Source organism: Formicincola oecophyllae (assembly GCF_006542395.2).
GTDB lineage: Bacteria > Pseudomonadota > Alphaproteobacteria > Acetobacterales > Acetobacteraceae > Formicincola > Formicincola oecophyllae.
The window spans coordinates 1,346,032-1,365,857 of sequence record NZ_CP038231.1 but is presented as its reverse complement, the minus strand read 5'-3'; the positions used below and the strand labels follow the sequence as shown (position 1 = coordinate 1,365,857).

The window sequence follows — 19,826 nt, the reverse complement described above, 5'->3', positions numbered from 1 at the left end:
GCGCCATGACAGTAAACACCCCTTCCGCGCCCACTTTGAAAGTTCGTCCCGGCCCCGCCGGCCAGTGTGACCTTGTTGTGCAGTCTGGCGCGCGCGGCGTTGGGCGCTTGGCGCTTGACGCAACGCTGCTGAGCCCTCTTCTGATTGCATTGGGAACGGACAGGCGTGCTGAGACTGATGACGTGCTGCCGCTGGCCCTCACAGCGCCCCAAGGCGCTGCTGAGCCTTTAGGTGCGCGGCGCGGTTGGGTTGGAGACGTTTTGCTGTCCAACGGGGAACGCTTGGGCAGCCGCACGTGGCTGCTTGAGCGCGCCAAGCGTACGCCAGAAACCGCGCGCCGCGCTGAACGCTACGCCAGCGAGGCCTGCCAGCCGATTGCGGACTACCACGGGATGGAGGTGACAGCGCAGGCAGCTTGGGCAGGGCGTGGAGTGCTGCGCGTTGGCGTCCAGGCGGGGGGTGTGAGTCTGGTTCAAACGGTGCCGGTTTCATGAGCGCCAACATTCCAAGCCCGCAAGAGCTGGCGCAGCGTTTCGCTGCAAGCTTGGCCCAGGCAACCTTCATGACGCCTGATGGGCAGATGGTACAGCTGGACCCGACAGCGCCCGGCACGCTTGAGCAAGTGCTGGCCGCCGTGCATGGCCTGGCTGATTATGAAACCTATTTGTTCATGCGTGACCGGCTGCTGGAAATGCTGCCAACAACCGCAACGGCCGGCACTGATGGGCTATTGGAACAACATGGGGAAATCTGGGGCGTGCCACGCCGTAGCCCCCTGGCAGCACTGGGGCGCGTTGTGTTCACAGCCAGCCAGGCCGTGACTGTTCCAGCGGGCACGCTGCTTGTCACAGACGGGACGGTGCAGTGGTCCGTGAATGAGGCGGTGCTGGTGCCGGCAGGTGGCACAGCGGTGGCTGACGTCACCTGCACTGTGGTGGGAACGGCTGGGAACCTTGCAGGTGGCAGCCCCCTTAGCCTGGTTTCACCCATCCCTGGTGTGACCGCTGTGACGGCAGATGCTGACGGCCTGGCTGGTGGGGCTGGATTGGAAGATGTCGAAAGTTGGCGAGCAAGAATCATTGAGGCCATCAGGTCACCTTACAACGGCGGCGATGCGGCAGACTATGTGCGCTGGGCTGAGAATGCAGGCGCAAGCTATGTGAATGTGGTGCCCGAACTGATGGGGCTGGGCACTGTCGGTGTCGTCATCGCTTTTGGCGCTTCAGGTGAAATGCCTAGCACGGCCACGCCTGATGAGGTGGCGCGTGTGCAATCGTACATCGACAATGTGCGACCCATCCGGGGCAATGTGCAGGTTTTCCCGGCCAGCATTGTGCCGCAGAATCCGTCCCTGGCGCTGCAGCCGGACACGCAGGCCGCAAGGCAGGCCGTGACCGCGGCCTTGAGTGCCCTTTATCTGAGCGTTGGCATTGGTGGCACGCTGTACCTTGAGTCTGTCCAAGCAGCAATTGTGGCGGCGGCCGGCAGCAAGAACACACTGATTTACCCCAATTCCACCCAGGTTTTTACGCCTGATGAAATGCCTGTACTGGGCACCATTAGTTGGCAGACGCTTTCATGAGTTTCACGGAGCCAGCAACTATCCCTGCCCCAAGGTCCGCCGGAGAAATCGCGCGTGAATGGGTGAATGAGTTTTTGCCGCAAGGTGAAGCGTGGGGTGGGCACAACCTAGGGCAGCTCATCAAGGCCCTGGCTGGTCCTAGGGCGGTGTTGGAAGCTGACCTGGCTGGACTGGCCAATGAGCTTTGCCCTGGCACATCCGTCTTGCTGTTTGATGATTATAAAGACTTGCTGGGACCAGACCCTTGGGGACTTGATAGGCAGGCACTTTCAGAAGCCGCGTGGCGGGCACTGTTGCAGCGGCGCTGGACGATGCGTGGCGACCAACGCCCGGCGTTCTACATCGCCCTGGCCCGGTATTTCGGCGCTGACATCACCATAGATGAACCCTGGGCGCCTTATGCGGGGCGCACTACATGCGGGGTCTCTGTGTGTGCACAGCCCATCATCAATTTCTGCTGGATCGTCCATCTGCCCAGCGTGCCCAGTCTGGCGATTTGTGGCGCTGGCATAGCGGGATCATGCATTGCTGGGCTGGTGCAGGACAATCCTTACACAGATTTGGTGCGGGTTTTCAGGCTTATCAAGCCTGCGGACACTTCAGTTTACTTTATGGACGACACGGGGAAGTGGCTCTATGACTAAAGAAACCAAAAAACAAAGCGGCGACTATTTGAAAGCCATGTTGGGCAGCACATCTTTGAGCTGGCCAAGATTCCCTGGTGTGCCCAACATGACAGTGGATGGCCAAGGCCACCCCCAGGTTCAAGACCTTATCCCCGGCAGGCAGCAAGGGACGCCGCTTGAGGCCGCGTTCTTCAATCCCATCCTGCTGGCGCTATGCATGCTGGTTGACGCGAGTAACCAGAACGGAAACGCACTGCAGAACTATGTTTCGGGAACGGTGGGGATGGGCCCCAATGATAGCGCGGGCGTTGGCATACACACAAGCAGCATAAGTGGGCGGCCAACCTATTGGGATAAATCTGGCGATAAGGGGGACCTGGCTTATTTCGCAGACCTGGAAGGCCTTCAGCCAAAAGGAAACTACGTTGCGACCGGTGGGGCAGACGATGGCAAAAACTGTCCGGTTGTTTTCATGGGTGCTGACGATGCAACGGGACAGGTCTGGGTCAACACAGCCCGGCAAAACGGCATCGGGCTGATTGCTGGCAATCAGCTCCTAGATGGCTATTCACTGCCTATTGAGGCCATCAAGAGCCAATATTTGGATGAAAACACACGCACTCAGCCGATCGGTCTTGAATACAAAGACGCCGCCGGGCTTTTCATGCTGGCGATTTCCAAAGCTTATGCGGACACACTCTATGCCACGCTGGTTGGTTTGATGGCTGAGCAGCAGCGTGCCCAGGGTGTTGAGGGAACGCTGCTTTCAGGAACGCTGGGCATGGTGCAAGGTGATGTGCAGGGTCTCGGCATTCACACTGATGGTACCTCAAACCGCCCCATTTACGGTGATGGCCGCAATGGCTGGCGGGGGATTGCACTGCTGTCAGATCTGAATGGCCTCCAACCTGGTGGCAATTACGTGCCCACCGCGGGCAAGGATGATAGCTATAACCGCCCTGTCACGTTGATGGGGGTTGACGACAAAAGCGGGCAGGCGTGGTTCAACGCTGATGGTCAGTCAGCCCAGTTCCTGGTAGCTGGCAATATCGGACTAGATGATTACTCATACACCATTAAAGGAATCAAAAGCCAGTACTTGGACAGGGGCACAAGAAAACAGCCAGCTGGCATTGAATACATTGATGAAAACGGGCTTTACATGCTAGCTCTTTCGCAGTCTTACGCTGATGAGCGCTATGCTACGCAAAGTGCACTGACGGCTGAGCAGCAGCGGGCACAGGGCGTTGAGGGAACGCTGCTTTCAGGCACGTTGGGCATGGCCGCTGGTGACGTACAAGGCCTTGGCGTGCACACAAACGGCCAAACTGGCCGCCCCATTTACGGCGATACGGTAAGCGGCTGGCATGACCTCGCCCTTGCTGCCGACCTGGACGGCCTTCAGCCAAAGGGAAATTACGTCCTCACTGGCGGGGCTGACGATGGGAAAAACTGCCCCATCCTCTCTATGGGGGCGGATGACAACACAGGACAGGTCTGGATTAACAGCGCCAAGCAGAACGACATTAGAGTTGTGGCGGGTAATACAGGACTTGATGATTTCTCTTACGGCATCCGCGGCATTAAAAGCCAATATCTGGACAGGGGCACAAGAAAACAGCCTGCAGGCATTGAATACATTGATGAAAACGGTCTTTACATGCTGGCGATCTCGCAGTCTTACGCAGACGGGCGCTATGCCACGCAAAGTGCACTGAGCGCTGAAACAGCGCGGGCTGAAAATATTGAAGGCCAGCTGAACAGATCGAAAGTGGCGGGTGATATTGCCCAAGATGATTATTCATACCCCTGCATTGGCATTAAAAGCCAGTTCGCAGATAAAGGCACACGCCAGCAGTCAACAGGGCTGCTTTATTTCGACAACTCAGGACGTAATTTCCTGGCAATCAGCCAGGGTTATGCTGATGGGCGGTATGCTACTCAGAGTGCGCTGACGACTGAGCAGCAACGTGCCCAGAACGTGGAAAACAGCCTTCTTTCAGGAACGCTGGGCATGGCCACCGGTGACGTGCAAGGCCTTGGCGTGCACACAAACGGCCAAACTGGCCGCCCCATTTATGGCGACACGGTAAGCGGTTGGCATGACCTCGCCCTTGCTGCAGACCTGGACGGCCTTCAGCCAAAGGGAAACTACGTTGCGACCGGTGGGGCAGACGATGGGAAAAACTGCCCCATCCTCTCTATGGGGGCGGATGACAACACAGGACAGGTCTGGATCAACAGCGCCAAGCAGAACGACATTAGAGTTGTGGCGGGTAATACAGGACTTGATGATTTCTCTTATGGCATCCGCGGCATCAAAAGCCAGTTTGCCGATAAAGGGAGCAGGCAACAGCCAACTGGCCTTTTGTATTTCGATGACGCAGGCGGAAACCACGTTGCGATTAGCCAAGATTATGCGGATGGGCGGTATGCCACCCAGAGTGCGCTGACGGCTGAACAGCAGCGGGCACAGGGCGTTGAGGGAACGCTGCTTTCAGGCACGTTGGGCATGGCCGCTGGTGACGTACAAGGTCTTGGCGTGCACACAAACGGCCATTCAGGCAAACCAACCTATGGTGACACGGTAAGCGGCTGGCGTGACCTCGCCCTGGCGACTGAGGTTTCAGCTGAAACGCAGGCAAGACAGCAGGACATCAGCCAGTTGCAGGCACAGATCAACAGTTTGCAGGCCCAGATTAATGCGCTGCCCAAGCTGAACAGCCCAGTGGGAAATAATTTCAGGCAAGTATGGAACGTTAGCGGATTAAGTGACGGCGCTTGGGTTACTTTCCCAGCTCCTTTCAAGAACACTGATCCATCTGAGATTTGCATTCAGATTACGGGGCAGGACAACAATCCTCAAAGTCTTTACGGCAATGTGACGCAGGGCAGCGTGACGCAGACCGGCTTTAAGCTGCGCGTTGAAGATGTCAACAGCGGCAAGTCACCAGTCCACGATAGTAGCCAGGGGACGTTCTATTTCGAAGCAGTGGGCAAATACAACTAAATGAAACTGGGTGGGCGGGTGGAACAAATAGAGGAACCCAAATGACAGACACACAAAAAACCACGGCTGACGCTTCAGCCACCACTGGTGCGGGCGCTGCAGCACCAGACACGTACAACAATGTGTTGTGGAAAGGTCCTGGACGCTACATCAGCTTTCGTTTCATGCCTCCTGGGCAGCAGGGTGGATGGCAAGTGGACGGCTATGTGCTCATGGCACGGGATTTCGCGGAAGAAGCTGACGTGCCGATATTTGAGGATTCGGCATGGGCAGCGGATTTTGACAGCAAATACCAATACAAGGATGTGTATCCAGGCCCGTATCCGGACGGCAGCTATTCCCCAAAATACGATCCGGCAACGGGGAAATGGCCCGCCGGTTACGATCCGCACAACCCCTGGCCCATTGAAAGCTGATGCTTCCTGACATCCTGGCGGGGTTGAGCAACTATAGCGGTCTGGCTGAAATCATGCTGGGCTGTCTGTCAGGCTGGCTGGGCAGTGCGGCCAAAAACCGACTAGAACGCCGCCGGCAGGAAATAGACGCGGGTCAACTTGAAAATCAGCAGTTCAGGCTAGCACTGCTGCGTGAACGTGATCTGACTGACCGGACGCTGGGATTGACGGATGAGGTGGACGCGCTATGGCGCCGCTTAGCTGCGCGTGAAGCTGTGGTGGGGGAGTATCACACTCTTATAGTGCAGGCTCGCCGCCGCATTCACGATCTGGAAGGGCAGCAGGGTCAGCCGCTCACGGTGTTTGAGGCTTTGCCTGCGTTCCCACCTTTGCGGGAGATGCCTTTGGGGTCCACGGAAAGGGCCCCTAAGGGGGTCACACGTTCGAACCCTATTCGAACTGAAAAACCCCCTTAAAGGAGGGCCTTGAAAAGCTTTAAAGTGGGGTCACTTTCAAAGTTCCCAAGGCTCATTTTTTCTGACCGCGCACATTCAGTTCAGCGGCAGACCGTGACCTGACCATTGGCTGCCATGTAAGTGGCCGTGGCTGGGTCAAAGCAGGCGTTGAGCGCACAATAGCCATCTGGCTGGGGCACGGCTGGCTCCACAGCAGTGCCTATGGCGGCGCGCTCCAGCCGGGCCTGGTCGCACAAAGGGGTGCCCGCAGGGGCTGAAGGCAGGTTTTCCTTGGACATGTTGCGCTTGTCGATGCTGCCAGCAGGGTAGGTGGGCATGGAACCACCATAGCCGCTGTCAGCCACAGCGGTGACTTGGTTCATGGTGGCGTCAGCGTCATCAGCCCAGGCTTGGGGCACCATGGCGCCCAGCGCCAGGGCTGCGCCCAAGGCCACACCCGCCACAGTGCGGCGCTTGGCAAACCAGAAAAAAGAAAAGGGGAAACGCATGTTCAGGTTCTCCGTCAAGCCGCCTGTTTTCCCTTGGCGGGGTTGGGGTTATTCAGGATCAAGGAGGGCCCTGCGGGTACCATCCATGAAATCCAGGCTGACCTCAGCATGGAGCGGCAGCTGCGCTGAGCGCGTAACAGGCCGCCCTTCAGCATCACGCACCAGAACGTAGCCTTTGTCACGCAGGGCGAAGGGGGAAAAGGCTTCCAAATTGCGCCCAAGCGCAGTCAACAGCGCTTTTTGACTTTTGACCCGGGCCACTAAGAGCGCTGGTGAAAGCACATTCTGGCTCAAATCCAGGCGCTTTGCATAGCAGTGCCTGGCCATGGCCTGGTTCATGGCAGCCCCAAGCGCTTCCAAACGCTGCTTTTGGGGGTGCAGCAAACGCGCAAAAGTGGGCAAAGCGCGCGCAGCAGCTGCCAGGCTGTGGCGGGCCTGCGCCAGTTGCTGCGGCATGGTGAGGTCCAGCCGGTGAGCCCTGTCATCAAGCTTCATGCGCAGCGTGTTCAGCAATGTTGGCAAGTCAGGCAGCTGACGCGCCGCATTTTGCAGGCGCAGCTGGCGGTCCTGCCGCCCACGGTCCCAGGCGGTGACTAAGCGCGCGCCCTGCTGGGCCAGGCTGGCCGCTACAGCACTACGTTGGGGCACCGCCATTTCAGCGGCCGCTGTGGGGGTGGGGGCGCGCCTGTCAGCGGCATAGTCGGCCAAGGTGGTGTCAGTTTCATGGCCAATGGCTGAGATGACAGGCATGGGGGCTTCAGCGATGGCCCGCACGACAGCCTCATCATTAAAGGCCATCAAATCCTCCAATGAACCACCACCACGTGCCACGATCATCACGTCAGGCCGGGGGTGGAGGGTGCTGGCCATGCGTATGCCGGCGGCGATGGCGCTCTCAGCCCCTTTGCCCTGCACAGGCACAGGGCACAAAACGACATCAGAGGGGAAGCGCCGCGCCAAGGTGGTGAAGATATCATGAACCACAGCGCCAGAGCGTGACGTCACCACAGCGATGCGCGCTGGCAGGAAAGGCAGGGGCTTTTTGCGTTCCTCAGCAAACAGCCCCTCCGCCAGGATTTGGCGGCGCAGAACCTCCACCCGCGCCAGCAGCGCGCCTTCCCCAGCGTATTCCATGCGGTCGATGATGAGTTGGTAAGTTGAACGCTCCCCGTAAGTGGAGATGCGGCCTGTCGCGATGACTTCCTGCCCCTCACGCAGTTCCATGCCCAGCTTGGCGACATTGCCGCGCCACACCACAGCGGCGATCTTGGCTTGTTCATCCTTCAGCGAAAGGTAAGCGTGGCCAGAGGAAAACTGGCGCAGGTCGGTGATTTCGCCGCGCACCCGCACGCGCCCGAACTTGCCTTCCAAAGCTTGCTTGATGGAGCTTGAAAGGGCACTGACGGTGTATTCAGCTACATTGGACATCCCCCCTGGTGATGGCTCACCCCCCAGCTCCTCCACAGGGGCTGGCGCAGCCTTAGGGGGGCTTTCCACCACAGGTGCAGGGGTGGGTGCGCGGCCACGCCGCGGCGCGCCAAAGCTACTTGGGCCAGGGGTGGTTGTTTCCGCGACAGCTGGCACGGATGCCGGCCCGTAAGAGGGCAGGCTGGGTTTGTGGCCTTGTTCAGCCTCCAGGGCATCCAGCAAACTGCTTTGGAGGGGCTGCCCCTCAGAGGGGTTGCGCGGGCGTAAAAGGTTTTTTTTCAAGGGGGCTTTTTTCAGGGGAAGGTCCTTCAGCCACCATGGTGGCGCTTTATTGGCTGGCCATGGCCACCAAGCAGGCCCTGGTGGTTTCCGTTCTGACGCAGGCAGGGCATTCTATGATATGAGCGCGCCAGCCTGAAGGGCCCTCTGCAAGGGGCCTGGCACACAGCGGCAATCATCAATCATATTGAAGCCAGACGCTGGGCAACCAAGTGTTGGGAAACCAGGCGTTGGCAGCGCAGAAGGGAAACGGCATGAAAAAACTCAGGGTGCTTTTGGTGGGGTCAGGCGGGCGTGAACATGCCTTAGCTGAGGCCCTCTCGCGCTCCCCAGCCCTGGGCGCGCTTTACGCTGCCCCAGGTAACCCTGGCATAGCGGCACTGGCCCAGATAGTCCCCCTTCAGGCTGACGATGTGGAAGGGCTGGCTAACTTTGCTGCAGAACATGGCATTGACCTTGTGGTGCCTGGTCCTGAGGTGCCCCTGGTCAAAGGCCTGGCAGATGCCTGCGCAGAGCGCGGCATCGCTTGCGCAGGGCCAAGCGCCAGCGCAGCCCAGCTTGAAGGCAGCAAGGCCTTCACCAAAGACGTGGCCGACAAGGCAGGCATCCCCACAGCGCGCTGGAAACGCTTTGACGCTGGCAGTGCCACGGTGGCTGACGCCCAGTCATGGGTCCGCCAGCAAGGCGCGCCCATTGTTATCAAAGCTGATGGTCTGGCGGCTGGCAAAGGCGTTGTGGTGGCCACCACAGTGGAAGAGGCTGAGGAAGCCGTGGCGCACCTTGGGCTGCCGCTAGTGGTGGAGGAATGCCTGGTGGGGGAGGAAGTGTCCCTTTTTGCTTTCTGCAACGGCACGGATGCTGTGCTGATTGGCGCCGCCCGCGACCACAAGCGCGCTTTTGATGGCGACAAAGGCCCCAACACAGGGGGCATGGGTGCCTTGTGCCCCCCGCCAGGGTTTGGCCGCGCTGCCCAGGAGGCGGCGCTGGACCAGACGGTGCGCCCCATGCTGCGCGAAATGGCGCAGCGCGGCACGCCGTTCAAGGGCGTGATCTTTGCTGGCCTTATGCTGACGGCAACGGGGCCGCAATTGATTGAGTACAATGTGCGCTTTGGCGATCCGGAGGCAGAGGCCCTGCTGCCGCGCATGACCAGCGACCTCCTCCTGGCCCTGCACGCCATGGCAGAAGGCAAGCTGCCTGAAAGCGCCATCACCTTCACTGATGACGCAGCCGTTTCCTTGGTGTTGGCTGCTGAAGGCTACCCTGGCACCCCCCGCAAAGGCGGTGTGATTGAAGGCTTGGAGGAGGCCGAGGCCACAGCGCCAGGCATCAAGGTGTTCCAGGCAGGCACCAAGCGCCGTGATGATGGCGCCCTGGTGGCTGATGGCGGTCGTGTGCTGACCATCAGCGCCACCGCCCCCACCCTGGAAGGTGCGCGCGCCAAGGCCTACAAAGCCGCTGGCAAAATCCGCTGGGCAGACAAATTCTGCCGCAGTGACATCGGCCAGGCCTAATCTACCAAAACCCTGAAGGGCGGGGGTTCAGCTTTGCCCAAGCTCCCCCAGCCCAAGGATCGGCAACAGGGCTGGGAAGCGCGCAATGCTGTAACGCGGGTGCAAGGCTTCGCACTGGGCATGGTTGCCATAACCATACATCGCCCAGCAGCACGCGCTTGGCACAACGTCAGCGAACTGAATGTCAGCTGCCGTGTCGCCCACGCACAGCACCTCAGAAGGCGCCAGCCCAGGGAAGAGCTTCAGAACGCGTTCCGTCCACACGTCCCGGGAGGGCTTGCGCGGGGACGTGGGGGTTGTGCCGATGATGGCCGCCATGAAAGGCACCAAGCCAAAACGCGCAAGCTCCGCCTCAAGCACGTTCTGGCGCTTGTTGCTGGTGACGATCAGTCGCCGCCCGCTTTGGTGAAGCCGCCTGACGCTTTCACCAACCCCTGGGAACAGCTGCACCTCTGTAGTGCTGAAGCGTTCGTAAAGGACCATATAGTCAGCTTCAAGCTTCTTGGCTTCAGTTACGTCACACCCAGCGATGAGGTCCACAAAGAACAGGTAAAGCCTTTTGCTGCCACTTAGCAGCGTTTCCCCTTGAAGGGTGGTAAGGGGCGGGCAGCCATGCTGGGCCAGAACGGTGTTCATGGCATGGAGGATGGCAGGGCCTGTGTTGGAAAGTGTGCCGTCATAGTCCAGCAAAAGGGTGGGGTAGAGCATGAAGACCTTGGGTTGGCTTGGGTTGGTGGGAGGTGTAGTTGACAACGCCCCGGCCCTGCACGCGGCAGGGCCCAGGCGCGCTGGCAAGCCTTTTTGAGCCCACGGAACCACTTATCTGCAAGGGTATCGGCAAAGGGTGCTGGCATGGTGGGGCGGCGCAGGCTTCCACAAACAGGCCCCTTAATGGGCTTCAGACCAGCTGTCGCCAATGCCCGTTTCCACCTCTAGCTTCACTTTGAGGTGGGCCACCGCCTCCATCTCACGCTTGGCGAGGGCAGCCAGGGCTTCAGCTTGGCTTTCAGGCACTTCGAACAGCAGCTCGTCATGAACCTGCAGGATCATGCGCCCTTCAAGCCCGCTTTGCGGCAGCGCCTTGTCTAAACGCACCATGGCACGCTTGATGATGTCAGCAGCCCCCCCCTGCAAAGGGGCGTTGATGGCCTGGCGTTCAGCATAGGCCCTGACAGTGCCGTTACGCGCCAACATGCCTGGGACATGGCACAGCCGCCCAAAAGGGCTGCTGACCTGGCCTGTGCGCGCGCCTTCCTGCTTTGTGCGTTCCATATAAGCTTTGATGCCAGGGTAACGCTCGAAATAGGCATCGATGTAGGCCTTGGCCTGCCCTTGGGAAATGCCCAGCTGCCGCGCCAGCCCAAAAGGCGATATGCCGTAGATAATGCCAAAGTTAATTGCCTTGGCTTTGCGGCGGGTGGCGGCGTCCATGCTCTCAAGTGGCACGCCGAACACTTCGGAAGCCGTGCGCGCGTGAATGTCCTGCCCACGCGCGAAAGCGTCCAGCAAAGGTTCAATGCCAGCGACATGGGCCAGCAGGCGCAGCTCGATCTGGCTGTAATCGGCAGAGACGAGCTTCCTGCCAGGTGGTGCCACGAAGGCCTCGCGCAGGCGCGCGCCCTCCGCTGTGCGGATGGGGATGTTCTGCAGGTTAGGATCGTTGGAGGACAACCGCCCCGTTGTGGTGGCGGCCATGTGGAACGTAGTGTGGATCCGCCCCTCCCGCATGAGGTTGAGGAGCGCATCCGTGTAGGTTGACTTGAGCTTAGCAAGCTGGCGCCAGGCCAGGATGTCCTGGATCATTTGCCCTGCCCCTGGCGGCAGGTTGGATGGCTGTTCCAGCAAGCTTTCAAGCATGGCTGAATCCGTGGACCAATTGCCGGCCTTGGTTTTTTTGCCGCCTGGCAGGGCCATGGTGTCAAACAGGACTTCCCCAAGCTGCTTGGGTGACCCCACATTGAGTTCTGGCCCCGAAACCTTGTGAATGGCCCCCTCCAGAACGCCCATGCGGGCTGTAAAATCAGCTGAAAGCTCCTCAAGCTTGGCTTTGTCAACAGCGATGCCCGCCTGCTCCATGCGCATCAATGTGGGGATGAGGGGACGTTCCATCTCCTCGTAAATGGTGGTGGAACGGTTCCGCAGCAGGTCGGTGGCCAGCTGGGGGCGCAAGCGCAGGATGGCGTCCGCTTGTTCAGCGCTGTGGGGGGCCAACACTTCTGGCACCAGTTCGCTTGGCTTTTTGCGCCCGCGCCCTTTGCCTGTCAGCCCTTCAAGTGCAGGCAGGCTGTGCTGGAGGTGCCGCTGGGCCAGTTCAGCCAGGTCATGGCTGTGGGCGCCTGCCTTCTGGGCGTAGGACATCAGCATAACGTCATCCACCGCTGGCAGGTCTGGGTTGATAACCACTGCCCCCAGGCTGGCCAGCAATGTCTGGGCTGTTTTGGCGTCATGGAAAATCTTGCGCGTGCTTGGGTCATTCAGAACAGGCTGCAGCACCGCCATAAAGGGTGCTGGATCCATAGTCACGGATGTTAGGGGCACTTCTGCCTTGGCAGCCTCCTGGGGCTGACCCTCCAACAAAGCAGCTTGGCCTTCCCCCTGTTTCGCGGGCTGGGGCGCCAACCTGACCAGCGGCACATAGGCCGTTTCACCAGGGGAGCGGGCCAGGCCAATGCCCACAGCCATGGCTTGCTGGGGGGGTTGGACTGGGTCGCTTTCCACCCTGATGGCCAGCTGGCCGCCTTGCTGGGCCACTTCAAGCCAAGTCTTCAGGACCTCAGGGCTTTCAATTAATGTTGGGGGGTTGTCCCAGCCAGCTTCAGGCAAGGGTGGGGTGAGCACAACGCCCACAGCCTGTCCACTAGCGTCCCCTGGCCTTGTTGGGTTGGGATTGAACAGCGTCCCCTGGCCTTGTTGGGCTGGGGTTGAACCTGCCCCACTCCCCTGCCCTTTGCGCCCTGAGGATTTGTTAAGGCGCCTGATGAGGGAGGCGAAACCCATGCGCTCCAGCCAAGCCTGGCGCGCTACCAAATCAGGCTTAGCTGGGCTGATGGCCGCCAGCGGAATGGGGACGGGCACGTTGTCGGCAAGGGTCACCAGCTTTTTGGAGATCCTGGCCATGTCAGCGTGGTCAATCAAGTTCTGGCGCCGCTTGGAGGGCTTCATGGTAGGCGCAGCCTCCAGCACAGCCTCCAGGGTACCGTGCTCCCCAATCAGCAAGGCCGCGTTTTTGGGCCCTATGCCAGGCACGCCAGGCACATTGTCTGAGGGATCGCCCATCAAGGCCTGAACATCCACCACCTTGTCGGGGGAGACGCCGAATTTCTTCAGCACCGCCCCTTCCCCCATGGGGGTTTGGCGCACAGGGTCCATCAAGCGCACCAACGGTCCCACCAACTGCATAAGGTCCTTGTCGGACGTCATGATGGTGCAGCTGCGCCCCATGGCCACGGCCTGGCGCGTGTAAGTGGCGATGATGTCGTCAGCTTCCCACCCCTCAAGCTCCACCCCTTGAAGGCCAAAAGCCTGCGCGGCCTCACGCACAAGGGGGAATTGGGGCACCAGGTCGTCAGGTGCTGGGGGGCGGTGGGCTTTGTAATCAGGGTAGATGTCGTTGCGGAAGGTGTGGCGGGCCGCGTCAAAAACCACGGCGATGTCGTGGCCTGGATAATCCTCCGCCAGGCCTGCCAAAGCGTTGGCGAAACCGTAAACCGCGTTGACAGGCGTGCCGTCAGGACTGGTCATGCTGGCTGGCAAGGCGTGGAAGGCCCTGAAGATGACGCCAGAACCATCAACCAAGATGAGGGGCCGTGTGGAGGGCTGGCTTTCCCCAGCGGCGGTGGTGATGGTTGGTAGCGTCTGCTCTGCCAAGGGGGCCTCCCTTACTGGATGCGGGGGTGGTGGGTGGGTTCCCCACCACCTTAAGCCATTTCACCCTAAGGGGGCAGGCGCAAAACGCTCTGGCCAAAACGCCGCTACTTCGTTAAACACGACTGCACTGGACCTGTAGCTCAGCTGGATAGAGCGTCGCCCTCCGAAGGCGAAGGCCACGCGTTCGAATCGCGTCAGGTCCACCAGAAACTAAGGCCCTGATGCGCGCCCACGAAAAAGCCACCTTTCCCCACAGGGACAGGTGGCTTTTGCGTTTCAGTCAGAATTTGTCCGGCAGAAAACGCCTGGTCAGTGAAGGGTAGTCATCAGCCAGAAGGTTGGCGCCAGAACCAGGAGCAAAATAAAAATGCTCATGATCATGGTTTTGGTGGAGGGCAGTTCACCACCAACGTGTTTGACCTCTTCAGCAGTGTGTTCAGCCATGGCAACGAACCTTTCAGGTGTGGGCCGCCCCAGTTCAAAAAGCCAGGGCACGGCGTACCGCCCCTGGCGTTAAAGGACGCAGGGGCGGCAATTGACTATCGGCAACCACCTTACCGCCTGCCGCGGCAAGCGGTAAGGGCGCTGGCTGCACAACGGCCATTCACCTGCCGCAACCGCCGCCTGCTGCCCAAGGCCGCTCAGGCGTCCGTGCTGAGGGCGTGGTGGGGGGTGTCACCTGTGCTGTCACGGCCCCACAGGCCCAGCCAGGACATCACCACGAAGGCGCAGATGGGCAGGGAGCCAAAGGCGATGAACACCACATCCCCCAACATACGCAGCCATTCAAGCGTCACCGCCAAGCTGCTGCGCGTGTAAAGGGTGCTGCGGGCATGCCAGTAGCCATGCACCATCACGTCCCACACCTGGCACAGACCACCAGGGAAGAGGCTCAACGCCACCATCAGCGCCAGGCCGATGTTGGTGCCCCAGAAAGCGACTTTCAGGAACTTCTGCAGGTGCGCCCAGCGTGCTGGCGTGGAGATCTGCTGCAGGACAAGCACCACCATAGCCAGCGACAACATGCCGAATGTGCCCATCATGGCGGCATGGCCATGGTTAGGGGTCAGCATGGTGCCAACCTCGAAGTAGCTGACGATAGGGGTGTTGATGAGGAAACCGCAGATGCCAGCGCCTACAAAGTTCCAGAAGCCGCAGGCCATCAGGAAGTAGAACACCCATTTGTGCGTGACCTGGCCATCATGCTGGTCAAGGCGCGTGCAGTTGACGAAGTCCCAGGCCTCAGCGGCAAGCAAGGTCAGGGGCACCACCTCCATGGCGGACATCACGGCGCCGATGGCCATCAGCGCCTGGCTCTGCCCAGTGAAGTACCAGTGGTGGCACGTCCCCAGAACACCGCCCAGGAAGTACAGGATGCCATCAAACAAGATGACCTTCAGCGCCACATTGCGGCGCGCGATGCCCAGCATCCAGAACAGGACGGCCACAAGGGTGGTCGCGAAGAACTCCAGGTAGCCTTCCACCCACAGGTGAATCAGCCAGAAACGCCACAGCTCCACAACGGAGAAGTTGGTCTTCATCCCAATCAGCAGAACGGGGGCGTAGAACAGCGGGATGGCCAGCGTGGCCAGAAGCATAGCGATGATGAGCGGGCGCGCGTTGAGGTCGCGCGCCATAACGGGCTGCACGATCCAGAACAGGAGCGCAAACCAGACCAGCATCCCCACCAGGAACAGCACATGCCAGATTTTGCCTGGCTCCAGATATTCCCAGCCTGTACCGCCCAGGAAATCCCACCACTGACCAAGCGCGCCGGTCATGCCAGCCCAGGTGCCGAAAATGGAACCGAAAATGACGATGGCAAATGCCACGAACAGAATGTTGACCAGCCATTTCAGCAACGCTGAATCAGCCAGCCCCCCTGGTCCTTCATGGCGGCGGCGCAGTGTGATGCCCATGAACAAGGTGGCTGCCACGTAAGCGGTAGCGATCCAGAAAATGGCGCATTCAAGGTGCCAGGCGCGCAGCAAGTTGGAGGGGAAGATGGTTTCCAGGTGCAAGCCGTAGAAATTGCTTGGCTCAGCGCGGTAGTGGGCCACAGCGCCCCCAAGCAGCGTCTGGCCGAAGAACAGAACGCCCACCACAAGGCAGAACTTGCCGAGCGCCTTCTGCGCTGGGGTGAAGCGGCCTGGCACAAGCTGGTTGGTCAGCTGCCGGCTGATGCCACTGACCCAAGCAGCGCTTGGGTAGCGGTCGCGGGTGTAGACGGCAGCAGCAATCCCCCCCAGAAGGGTGATGAGGCTCAGTGCCGTCCAGATGACGGCGCCCTTGACCGGTTCATTGCCCGCTTCAGGGTCATAGGGGAAGTTGTTGGTGTAGGAATAGGCTTTGCCGGGACGGTGGGCCGCTGAAGCCCACGCCGTCCAATTAAAGAAGGCTGCCAGCTTGCGCAGCTCATCAGGGTTAGTGATGAAGTCCTTGTGCAGGCCACCATTGCCAGCGGGGTTGGTGAAGTAGGCGCGCCATTGGCCGGGGGCTGCGCGCCAGGCTGCGGCCTCTCCCTCTGTCAGGGTTAGCTTACCTGTGGCGGGGTTGAAGTTGTTCTGCTTCAGCAAGTAGCGCACCGTGCCACTGATGGCCGCCTTCTGCTGGGCGTCCAGCTGGCTGTAAGGGGCGTGCGCGTCACGCTGGGCGATGGCATCGTCAAGGGCCAGGACTTCCTGGTGGAGGGCGGCTGCGCTGTAATCTGGCCCCAGCATGGCGCCATGGCCCCAGATGGTGCCATTGTTCATCAGCTCATATTTCTGGAAGACATTCTGTCCTTCTTGAATGTCATCCCTGGTGGCGATTACCTGGCCAGCCGTGTCCACCACCTGGGTGGGAATGGGGGGCGCGTCCGTGTAGGTGCGCACGCTGATCCAAACCAGCACGGCTGACGTGATGATGAGGACAACCAGGAGGATGCGCAGCCACCATGGCGACAGGCCAGGTTCTGCGGCCGGGTAAGGTGGGCTTTCCGGCCCTCCAGCCAGCATGGGTTCCGGGGCGGGTTGAGTCATGAAAGTACCTCTCCTCAAAGTGACATCGTTGCGGGCCAGAAACGGGCTTGGGGAAACATGCTCCCTGGATGCCCTTTTGGTGGGCTGCGTTGCCGGTTGCCAACACGCCATGGCCCTCATGCCTCATCCAGGGCCTTTGTCTGCGGATGCAAGCCTTCCCCCTCTAGCCAGTGGCGGGAGCGCTGTCACGCTTTTAGAATGAAATATTCATTTAGAATGCATATTTATCAACATGCTGTTGCACACATGCCAGTCCAAACACAGCCCCAATACGGAACAGCGCCCCTACCTTGAAGGGCAGGGGCGCTGGGTATTCACCTTAGGTTGGCTGCTTTGGTTAAGAGGCTTGCCTTTAGGGACCTCCCCCGGGCCGAGCCAACTTTCAGGGCTTCAACGGCATTCAGGCCGCTTCAAGCGCTTGGGCCAAGTCAGCCAGCAAGTCGGCCTCATTCTCAATGCCGATGGAAAGGCGGATGGTGGTGTCCAGCACGCCAGCGTTTTCGCGCACGGCTTTAGGCACACCTGAATGGGTGGTGCTGGCTGGGTTGCAAACCAGTGATTCAGTACCACCAAGGCTGACGGCGTTCTTGAAGAACTTCAACGCGTTGATGAAGCGGAAAGCAGCTTCCTGCCCACCCTTGATGTCAAAGGCGAAGGTGGAACCAGCGGCATCGCACTGGCGCGCGTAAACCTGGCCAGCTTTGGAATCAGCTGGGAAGAAAGCTGGGTAGTGCACTTTCTCCACCTTGGGGCTTTTGCTCAGCAGTTCAGCGATGGCGCGGGCGTTTTCGGCAGCGCGCGTCATGCGCAGCTCCAGCGTCTCCAGCGAGCGCGTGATCATCCAGGCCGTGTGGGGGTCGGTGTTGGCACCCATAGCGCCACGCAGCTGCCGCACAGGTTTGGTCTGCTCCTTGGAGCCCACCACAGCGCCAGCCACCAGGTCTGAATGGCCGCCAACATATTTGGTGAGTGAGTAAAGGGAGAGGTCAGCACCATGCTGGAGCGGGCGCTGGAACAGCGGTCCCATCAAGGTGTTATCAACCATTACCAGGGGGCGGCGGCCACCGTTGGCTTTACCTTCCGCCTCAGCCAAGCGGCGCAGCATGGCGATGTCCACTAGGGTGTCTGTGGGGTTGGAGGGGGTCTCAGCGTAAATCACGCGCACGGGGCCAAGAGCCTTGGCCTCCTCAAAAGCTTTTTTGACGCTGGCCTCGTCAACGCCGTCACGGAAGCCAACGGCCTTGATGCCGAAGCGCGCCAACGTCTTGGTGATGAGCGTCTCCGTGCCGCCATAAAGGGGCTGGGAGTGCAGGATGACATCGCCGGGTTCCAAATAGGCCAGCAACGCCATGGAAATGGCCGACATGCCTGAGGAGGTCAGCACAGCCGCCTCAGCGCCTTCGTAAACGGCCAGGCGTTCCTCAGCCAACTGAACGTTGGGGTTGTTAAAGCGGGCGTAGACCATGCCGGCCTTGTGGCCCGCCGGCGGCTCCTTGCGGCCAGAGACGTAATCGAAGAAGTCCCGCCCCGCCTCAGCGCTGGGAAACACGAAGGTAGAAGCCAGGAAAATCGGCGCCTTGACCGAACCCTGGTCGCTGGCAGGGTCATAGCCCCAGTTCATCATTTGGGTGGTGGGGTGGATGGCATGGCCACCAATCTCGCGCAGCTGGCCGTGGGGGGCGGCCTTGTTGTTTTCGTGCTCACTCATCGCAACTGTCCTTTTTGGTGGCCTGGCAAGCAGGCCGGTGCAATTACCGTTATAGCCTGTGGCGCTGCCAAACAACCACCCCGAAGCAAAGTTCTTTTATTATTTAGGGCGATTTCACTACGTTAAATGATGAATTAAAAAACCCGGCCCTTGCCATGCAAAAGCCGGGGCGCTGCCTGCCAAAGCGGCCTAGGGCTGGATCAGTCCAATTTGGGCACCGCTTTGCCAGCAGCGGCCATGTGACGCTCCCCCATGACGTTGGCTGTCACAATGGCATTGTAGACGTCATCAGGGGTGATTTTCATGGGCATGTTACCCATGGTGTCGTCTGGCGAGCAGGCCAGTTCAGCCACTTTGCGCCATTCAGCTGGCACGAATTTCTTCAAGCCAAGCTGCTGCAGCGTCAGCGGCAAGCCAGCGCGCAGGGCAATGCGCACCACTTCATCCACCGTTTCACGCGGGGTGTTGGCGAGGACGAACTGGCACATCAGGCCGAAAATGACCTTTTCGCCATGCTGGGCGTGGTGGATGTCCTCCACCACCGTCATACCGTCATGGATGGCGTGGGCTGCTGCCAGGCCACCGCTTTCAGAGCCAACGCCGCTCAGGTAAATGGTGGCCTCCACCGTTGTGGTCACAGCGTCAGTGACCACATTGCGGCTGATGGCGTCCATGGCGCTGTCCACATTGTCACGCAGGATGTCATAGCAAAGACGCGCCATGCCGAGGCCTGTGCGTGAAGGCTTTTTGCCAAGCAGGTTGGTGCCGTCTGAATCATAGCAGGCTTGGGCTTCGAAATAGGTTGCCAAGGCATCGCCAATGCCAGCTGAGAAGAAGCGCGCAGGCGCGCCTGCGATCACGCTGGTGTCAGCCATGACGGCGCTGGGGTTCTGCGGCAGGTGTAGGTAATGGCTGAAGGCGCCTTCATCTGTGTAGACCACAGCCAAAGCGATGCAGGGGGCGTCAGAGGAGGCAATGGTGGGGTACAGCACCAGGGGATGCTTGAGCGCGTGTGAAACCGCCTTGGAGGTGTCAAGTGTTTTGCCACCACCAACGCCAACCACCACATTGGCGCCACGCTCCTTGGCCAGCGCGCTCAGGCGTTTGATTTCGCTGTCGCAGCATTCGCCGTTGAACTTCTCCACACTGCCCTTCAAGCCGGCCTTGGCCAGCGCTGGCAGGGACTCCCGCTCCACATGGGGCAGGATAAAGGGGTCGCAGATGATGATGGCGTTGGTGCCAAAATCCTTCACCACATCAGGCAGCTGGGCCAGAAGGCCAGGACCAATGATGAATTTGGAGGGGGAAGCAATGCCGCGGGGCACGACTGGGGTGGATGCCGTCATGATGTTGTCACTCCCGGTGAAGAGGTAACCCTGTGGGAAAAGCCGCCTGGGCAGCAGTCCCCGCTATAATAGCCCAGCAACCTCCCT

The 19,826-nt window shown here is 59.9% G+C and carries 15 protein-coding genes and 1 tRNA gene; 8 read left to right on the top strand and 8 right to left on the bottom strand.

Annotation, left to right across the window (positions count from 1 at the left end; all coding sequences use genetic code 11):
- The first annotated feature begins 5 nt into the window (after positions 1 to 5).
- From E3E12_RS06085 to E3E12_RS06060, 6 genes are read left to right on the top strand one after another with little or no spacing between them, the layout of a single operon-like run.
- Positions 6 to 494, top strand: a complete 489-nt coding sequence (locus E3E12_RS06085; protein ID WP_141443512.1) for a phage GP46 family protein — start codon at positions 6 to 8, stop codon at positions 492 to 494.
- The gene (locus tag E3E12_RS06080) at positions 491 to 1,582 is read left to right on the top strand and encodes a baseplate J/gp47 family protein (protein ID WP_141443511.1); all 1,092 of its coding nucleotides are present in this window, start codon (positions 491 to 493) and stop codon (positions 1,580 to 1,582) included. Before E3E12_RS06085 ends, E3E12_RS06080 begins: the two co-directional genes overlap by 4 nt.
- A complete protein-coding gene (locus E3E12_RS06075) occupies positions 1,579 to 2,226 on the top strand; it encodes a DUF2313 domain-containing protein (protein ID WP_141443510.1) in 648 nt (215 codons plus the stop codon). The genes E3E12_RS06080 and E3E12_RS06075 overlap by 4 nt, the downstream gene beginning before the upstream one ends.
- Entirely contained in the window at positions 2,219 to 5,218 is a 3,000-nt protein-coding gene (locus tag E3E12_RS06070) for a hypothetical protein (protein ID WP_141443509.1), read from the top strand. The genes E3E12_RS06075 and E3E12_RS06070 overlap by 8 nt, the downstream gene beginning before the upstream one ends.
- 41 nt (positions 5,219 to 5,259) lie before the next feature.
- Positions 5,260 to 5,634, top strand: coding sequence for a hypothetical protein (locus E3E12_RS06065; RefSeq protein ID WP_141443508.1), 375 nt, complete (start codon positions 5,260 to 5,262; stop codon positions 5,632 to 5,634).
- Positions 5,634 to 6,089 carry a hypothetical protein gene (locus tag E3E12_RS06060; RefSeq protein ID WP_141443507.1) on the top strand — a complete coding sequence of 152 codons (456 nt, stop codon included), beginning with the start codon at positions 5,634 to 5,636 and terminating at the stop codon, positions 6,087 to 6,089. Before E3E12_RS06065 ends, E3E12_RS06060 begins: the two co-directional genes overlap by 1 nt.
- Before the next feature lie 80 nt (positions 6,090 to 6,169).
- Here the strand turns inward: E3E12_RS06060 and E3E12_RS06055 are convergent, their stop codons facing one another.
- Both E3E12_RS06055 and xseA read right to left on the bottom strand, forming a co-directional pair.
- Positions 6,170 to 6,595: a hypothetical protein gene (locus E3E12_RS06055; protein WP_141443506.1), complete on the bottom strand. Its 426-nt coding sequence runs from the start codon at positions 6,593 to 6,595 to the stop codon at positions 6,170 to 6,172.
- A gap of 30 nt (positions 6,596 to 6,625) precedes the next feature.
- Positions 6,626 to 8,005, bottom strand: coding sequence for an exodeoxyribonuclease VII large subunit (gene xseA, locus E3E12_RS06050; protein ID WP_141444136.1), 1,380 nt, complete (start codon positions 8,003 to 8,005; stop codon positions 6,626 to 6,628).
- Between the two features lie 533 nt (positions 8,006 to 8,538).
- Here xseA and purD point away from each other — a divergent pair.
- Positions 8,539 to 9,798, top strand: a complete 1,260-nt coding sequence (purD, locus tag E3E12_RS06045) for a phosphoribosylamine--glycine ligase (RefSeq protein ID WP_141443505.1) — start codon at positions 8,539 to 8,541, stop codon at positions 9,796 to 9,798.
- A gap of 27 nt (positions 9,799 to 9,825) precedes the next feature.
- Here the strand turns inward: purD and E3E12_RS06040 are convergent, their stop codons facing one another.
- Both E3E12_RS06040 and polA read right to left on the bottom strand, forming a co-directional pair.
- Positions 9,826 to 10,551 (bottom strand): HAD family hydrolase, encoded by a 726-nt coding sequence (locus tag E3E12_RS06040; RefSeq protein WP_141443504.1) that lies wholly within the window; start codon positions 10,549 to 10,551, stop codon positions 9,826 to 9,828.
- 135 nt (positions 10,552 to 10,686) lie between these two features.
- Entirely contained in the window at positions 10,687 to 13,665 is a 2,979-nt protein-coding gene (gene polA, locus E3E12_RS06035) for a DNA polymerase I (protein WP_408869923.1), read from the bottom strand.
- Between the two features lie 129 nt (positions 13,666 to 13,794).
- Here polA and E3E12_RS06030 point away from each other — a divergent pair.
- Positions 13,795 to 13,871: transfer RNA gene (locus E3E12_RS06030), tRNA-Arg, on the top strand.
- A gap of 103 nt (positions 13,872 to 13,974) precedes the next feature.
- Here the strand turns inward: E3E12_RS06030 and E3E12_RS09105 are convergent.
- From E3E12_RS09105 to E3E12_RS06015, 4 genes are all read right to left on the bottom strand, one after another.
- Positions 13,975 to 14,109 carry a hypothetical protein gene (locus E3E12_RS09105; RefSeq protein ID WP_286206884.1) on the bottom strand — a complete coding sequence of 45 codons (135 nt, stop codon included), beginning with the start codon at positions 14,107 to 14,109 and terminating at the stop codon, positions 13,975 to 13,977.
- A 197-nt stretch (positions 14,110 to 14,306) separates the two neighbouring features.
- Positions 14,307 to 16,685, bottom strand: coding sequence for a nitric-oxide reductase large subunit (locus E3E12_RS06025; RefSeq protein WP_206338643.1), 2,379 nt, complete (start codon positions 16,683 to 16,685; stop codon positions 14,307 to 14,309).
- Between the two features lie 400 nt (positions 16,686 to 17,085).
- Positions 17,086 to 18,393: a cystathionine gamma-synthase family protein gene (locus E3E12_RS06020; RefSeq protein ID WP_141443503.1), complete on the bottom strand. Its 1,308-nt coding sequence runs from the start codon at positions 18,391 to 18,393 to the stop codon at positions 17,086 to 17,088.
- 200 nt (positions 18,394 to 18,593) lie between these two features.
- Entirely contained in the window at positions 18,594 to 19,739 is a 1,146-nt protein-coding gene (locus tag E3E12_RS06015; RefSeq protein ID WP_141443502.1) for a glycerol dehydrogenase, read from the bottom strand.
- Positions 19,740 to 19,826: the final 87 nt, after the last annotated feature.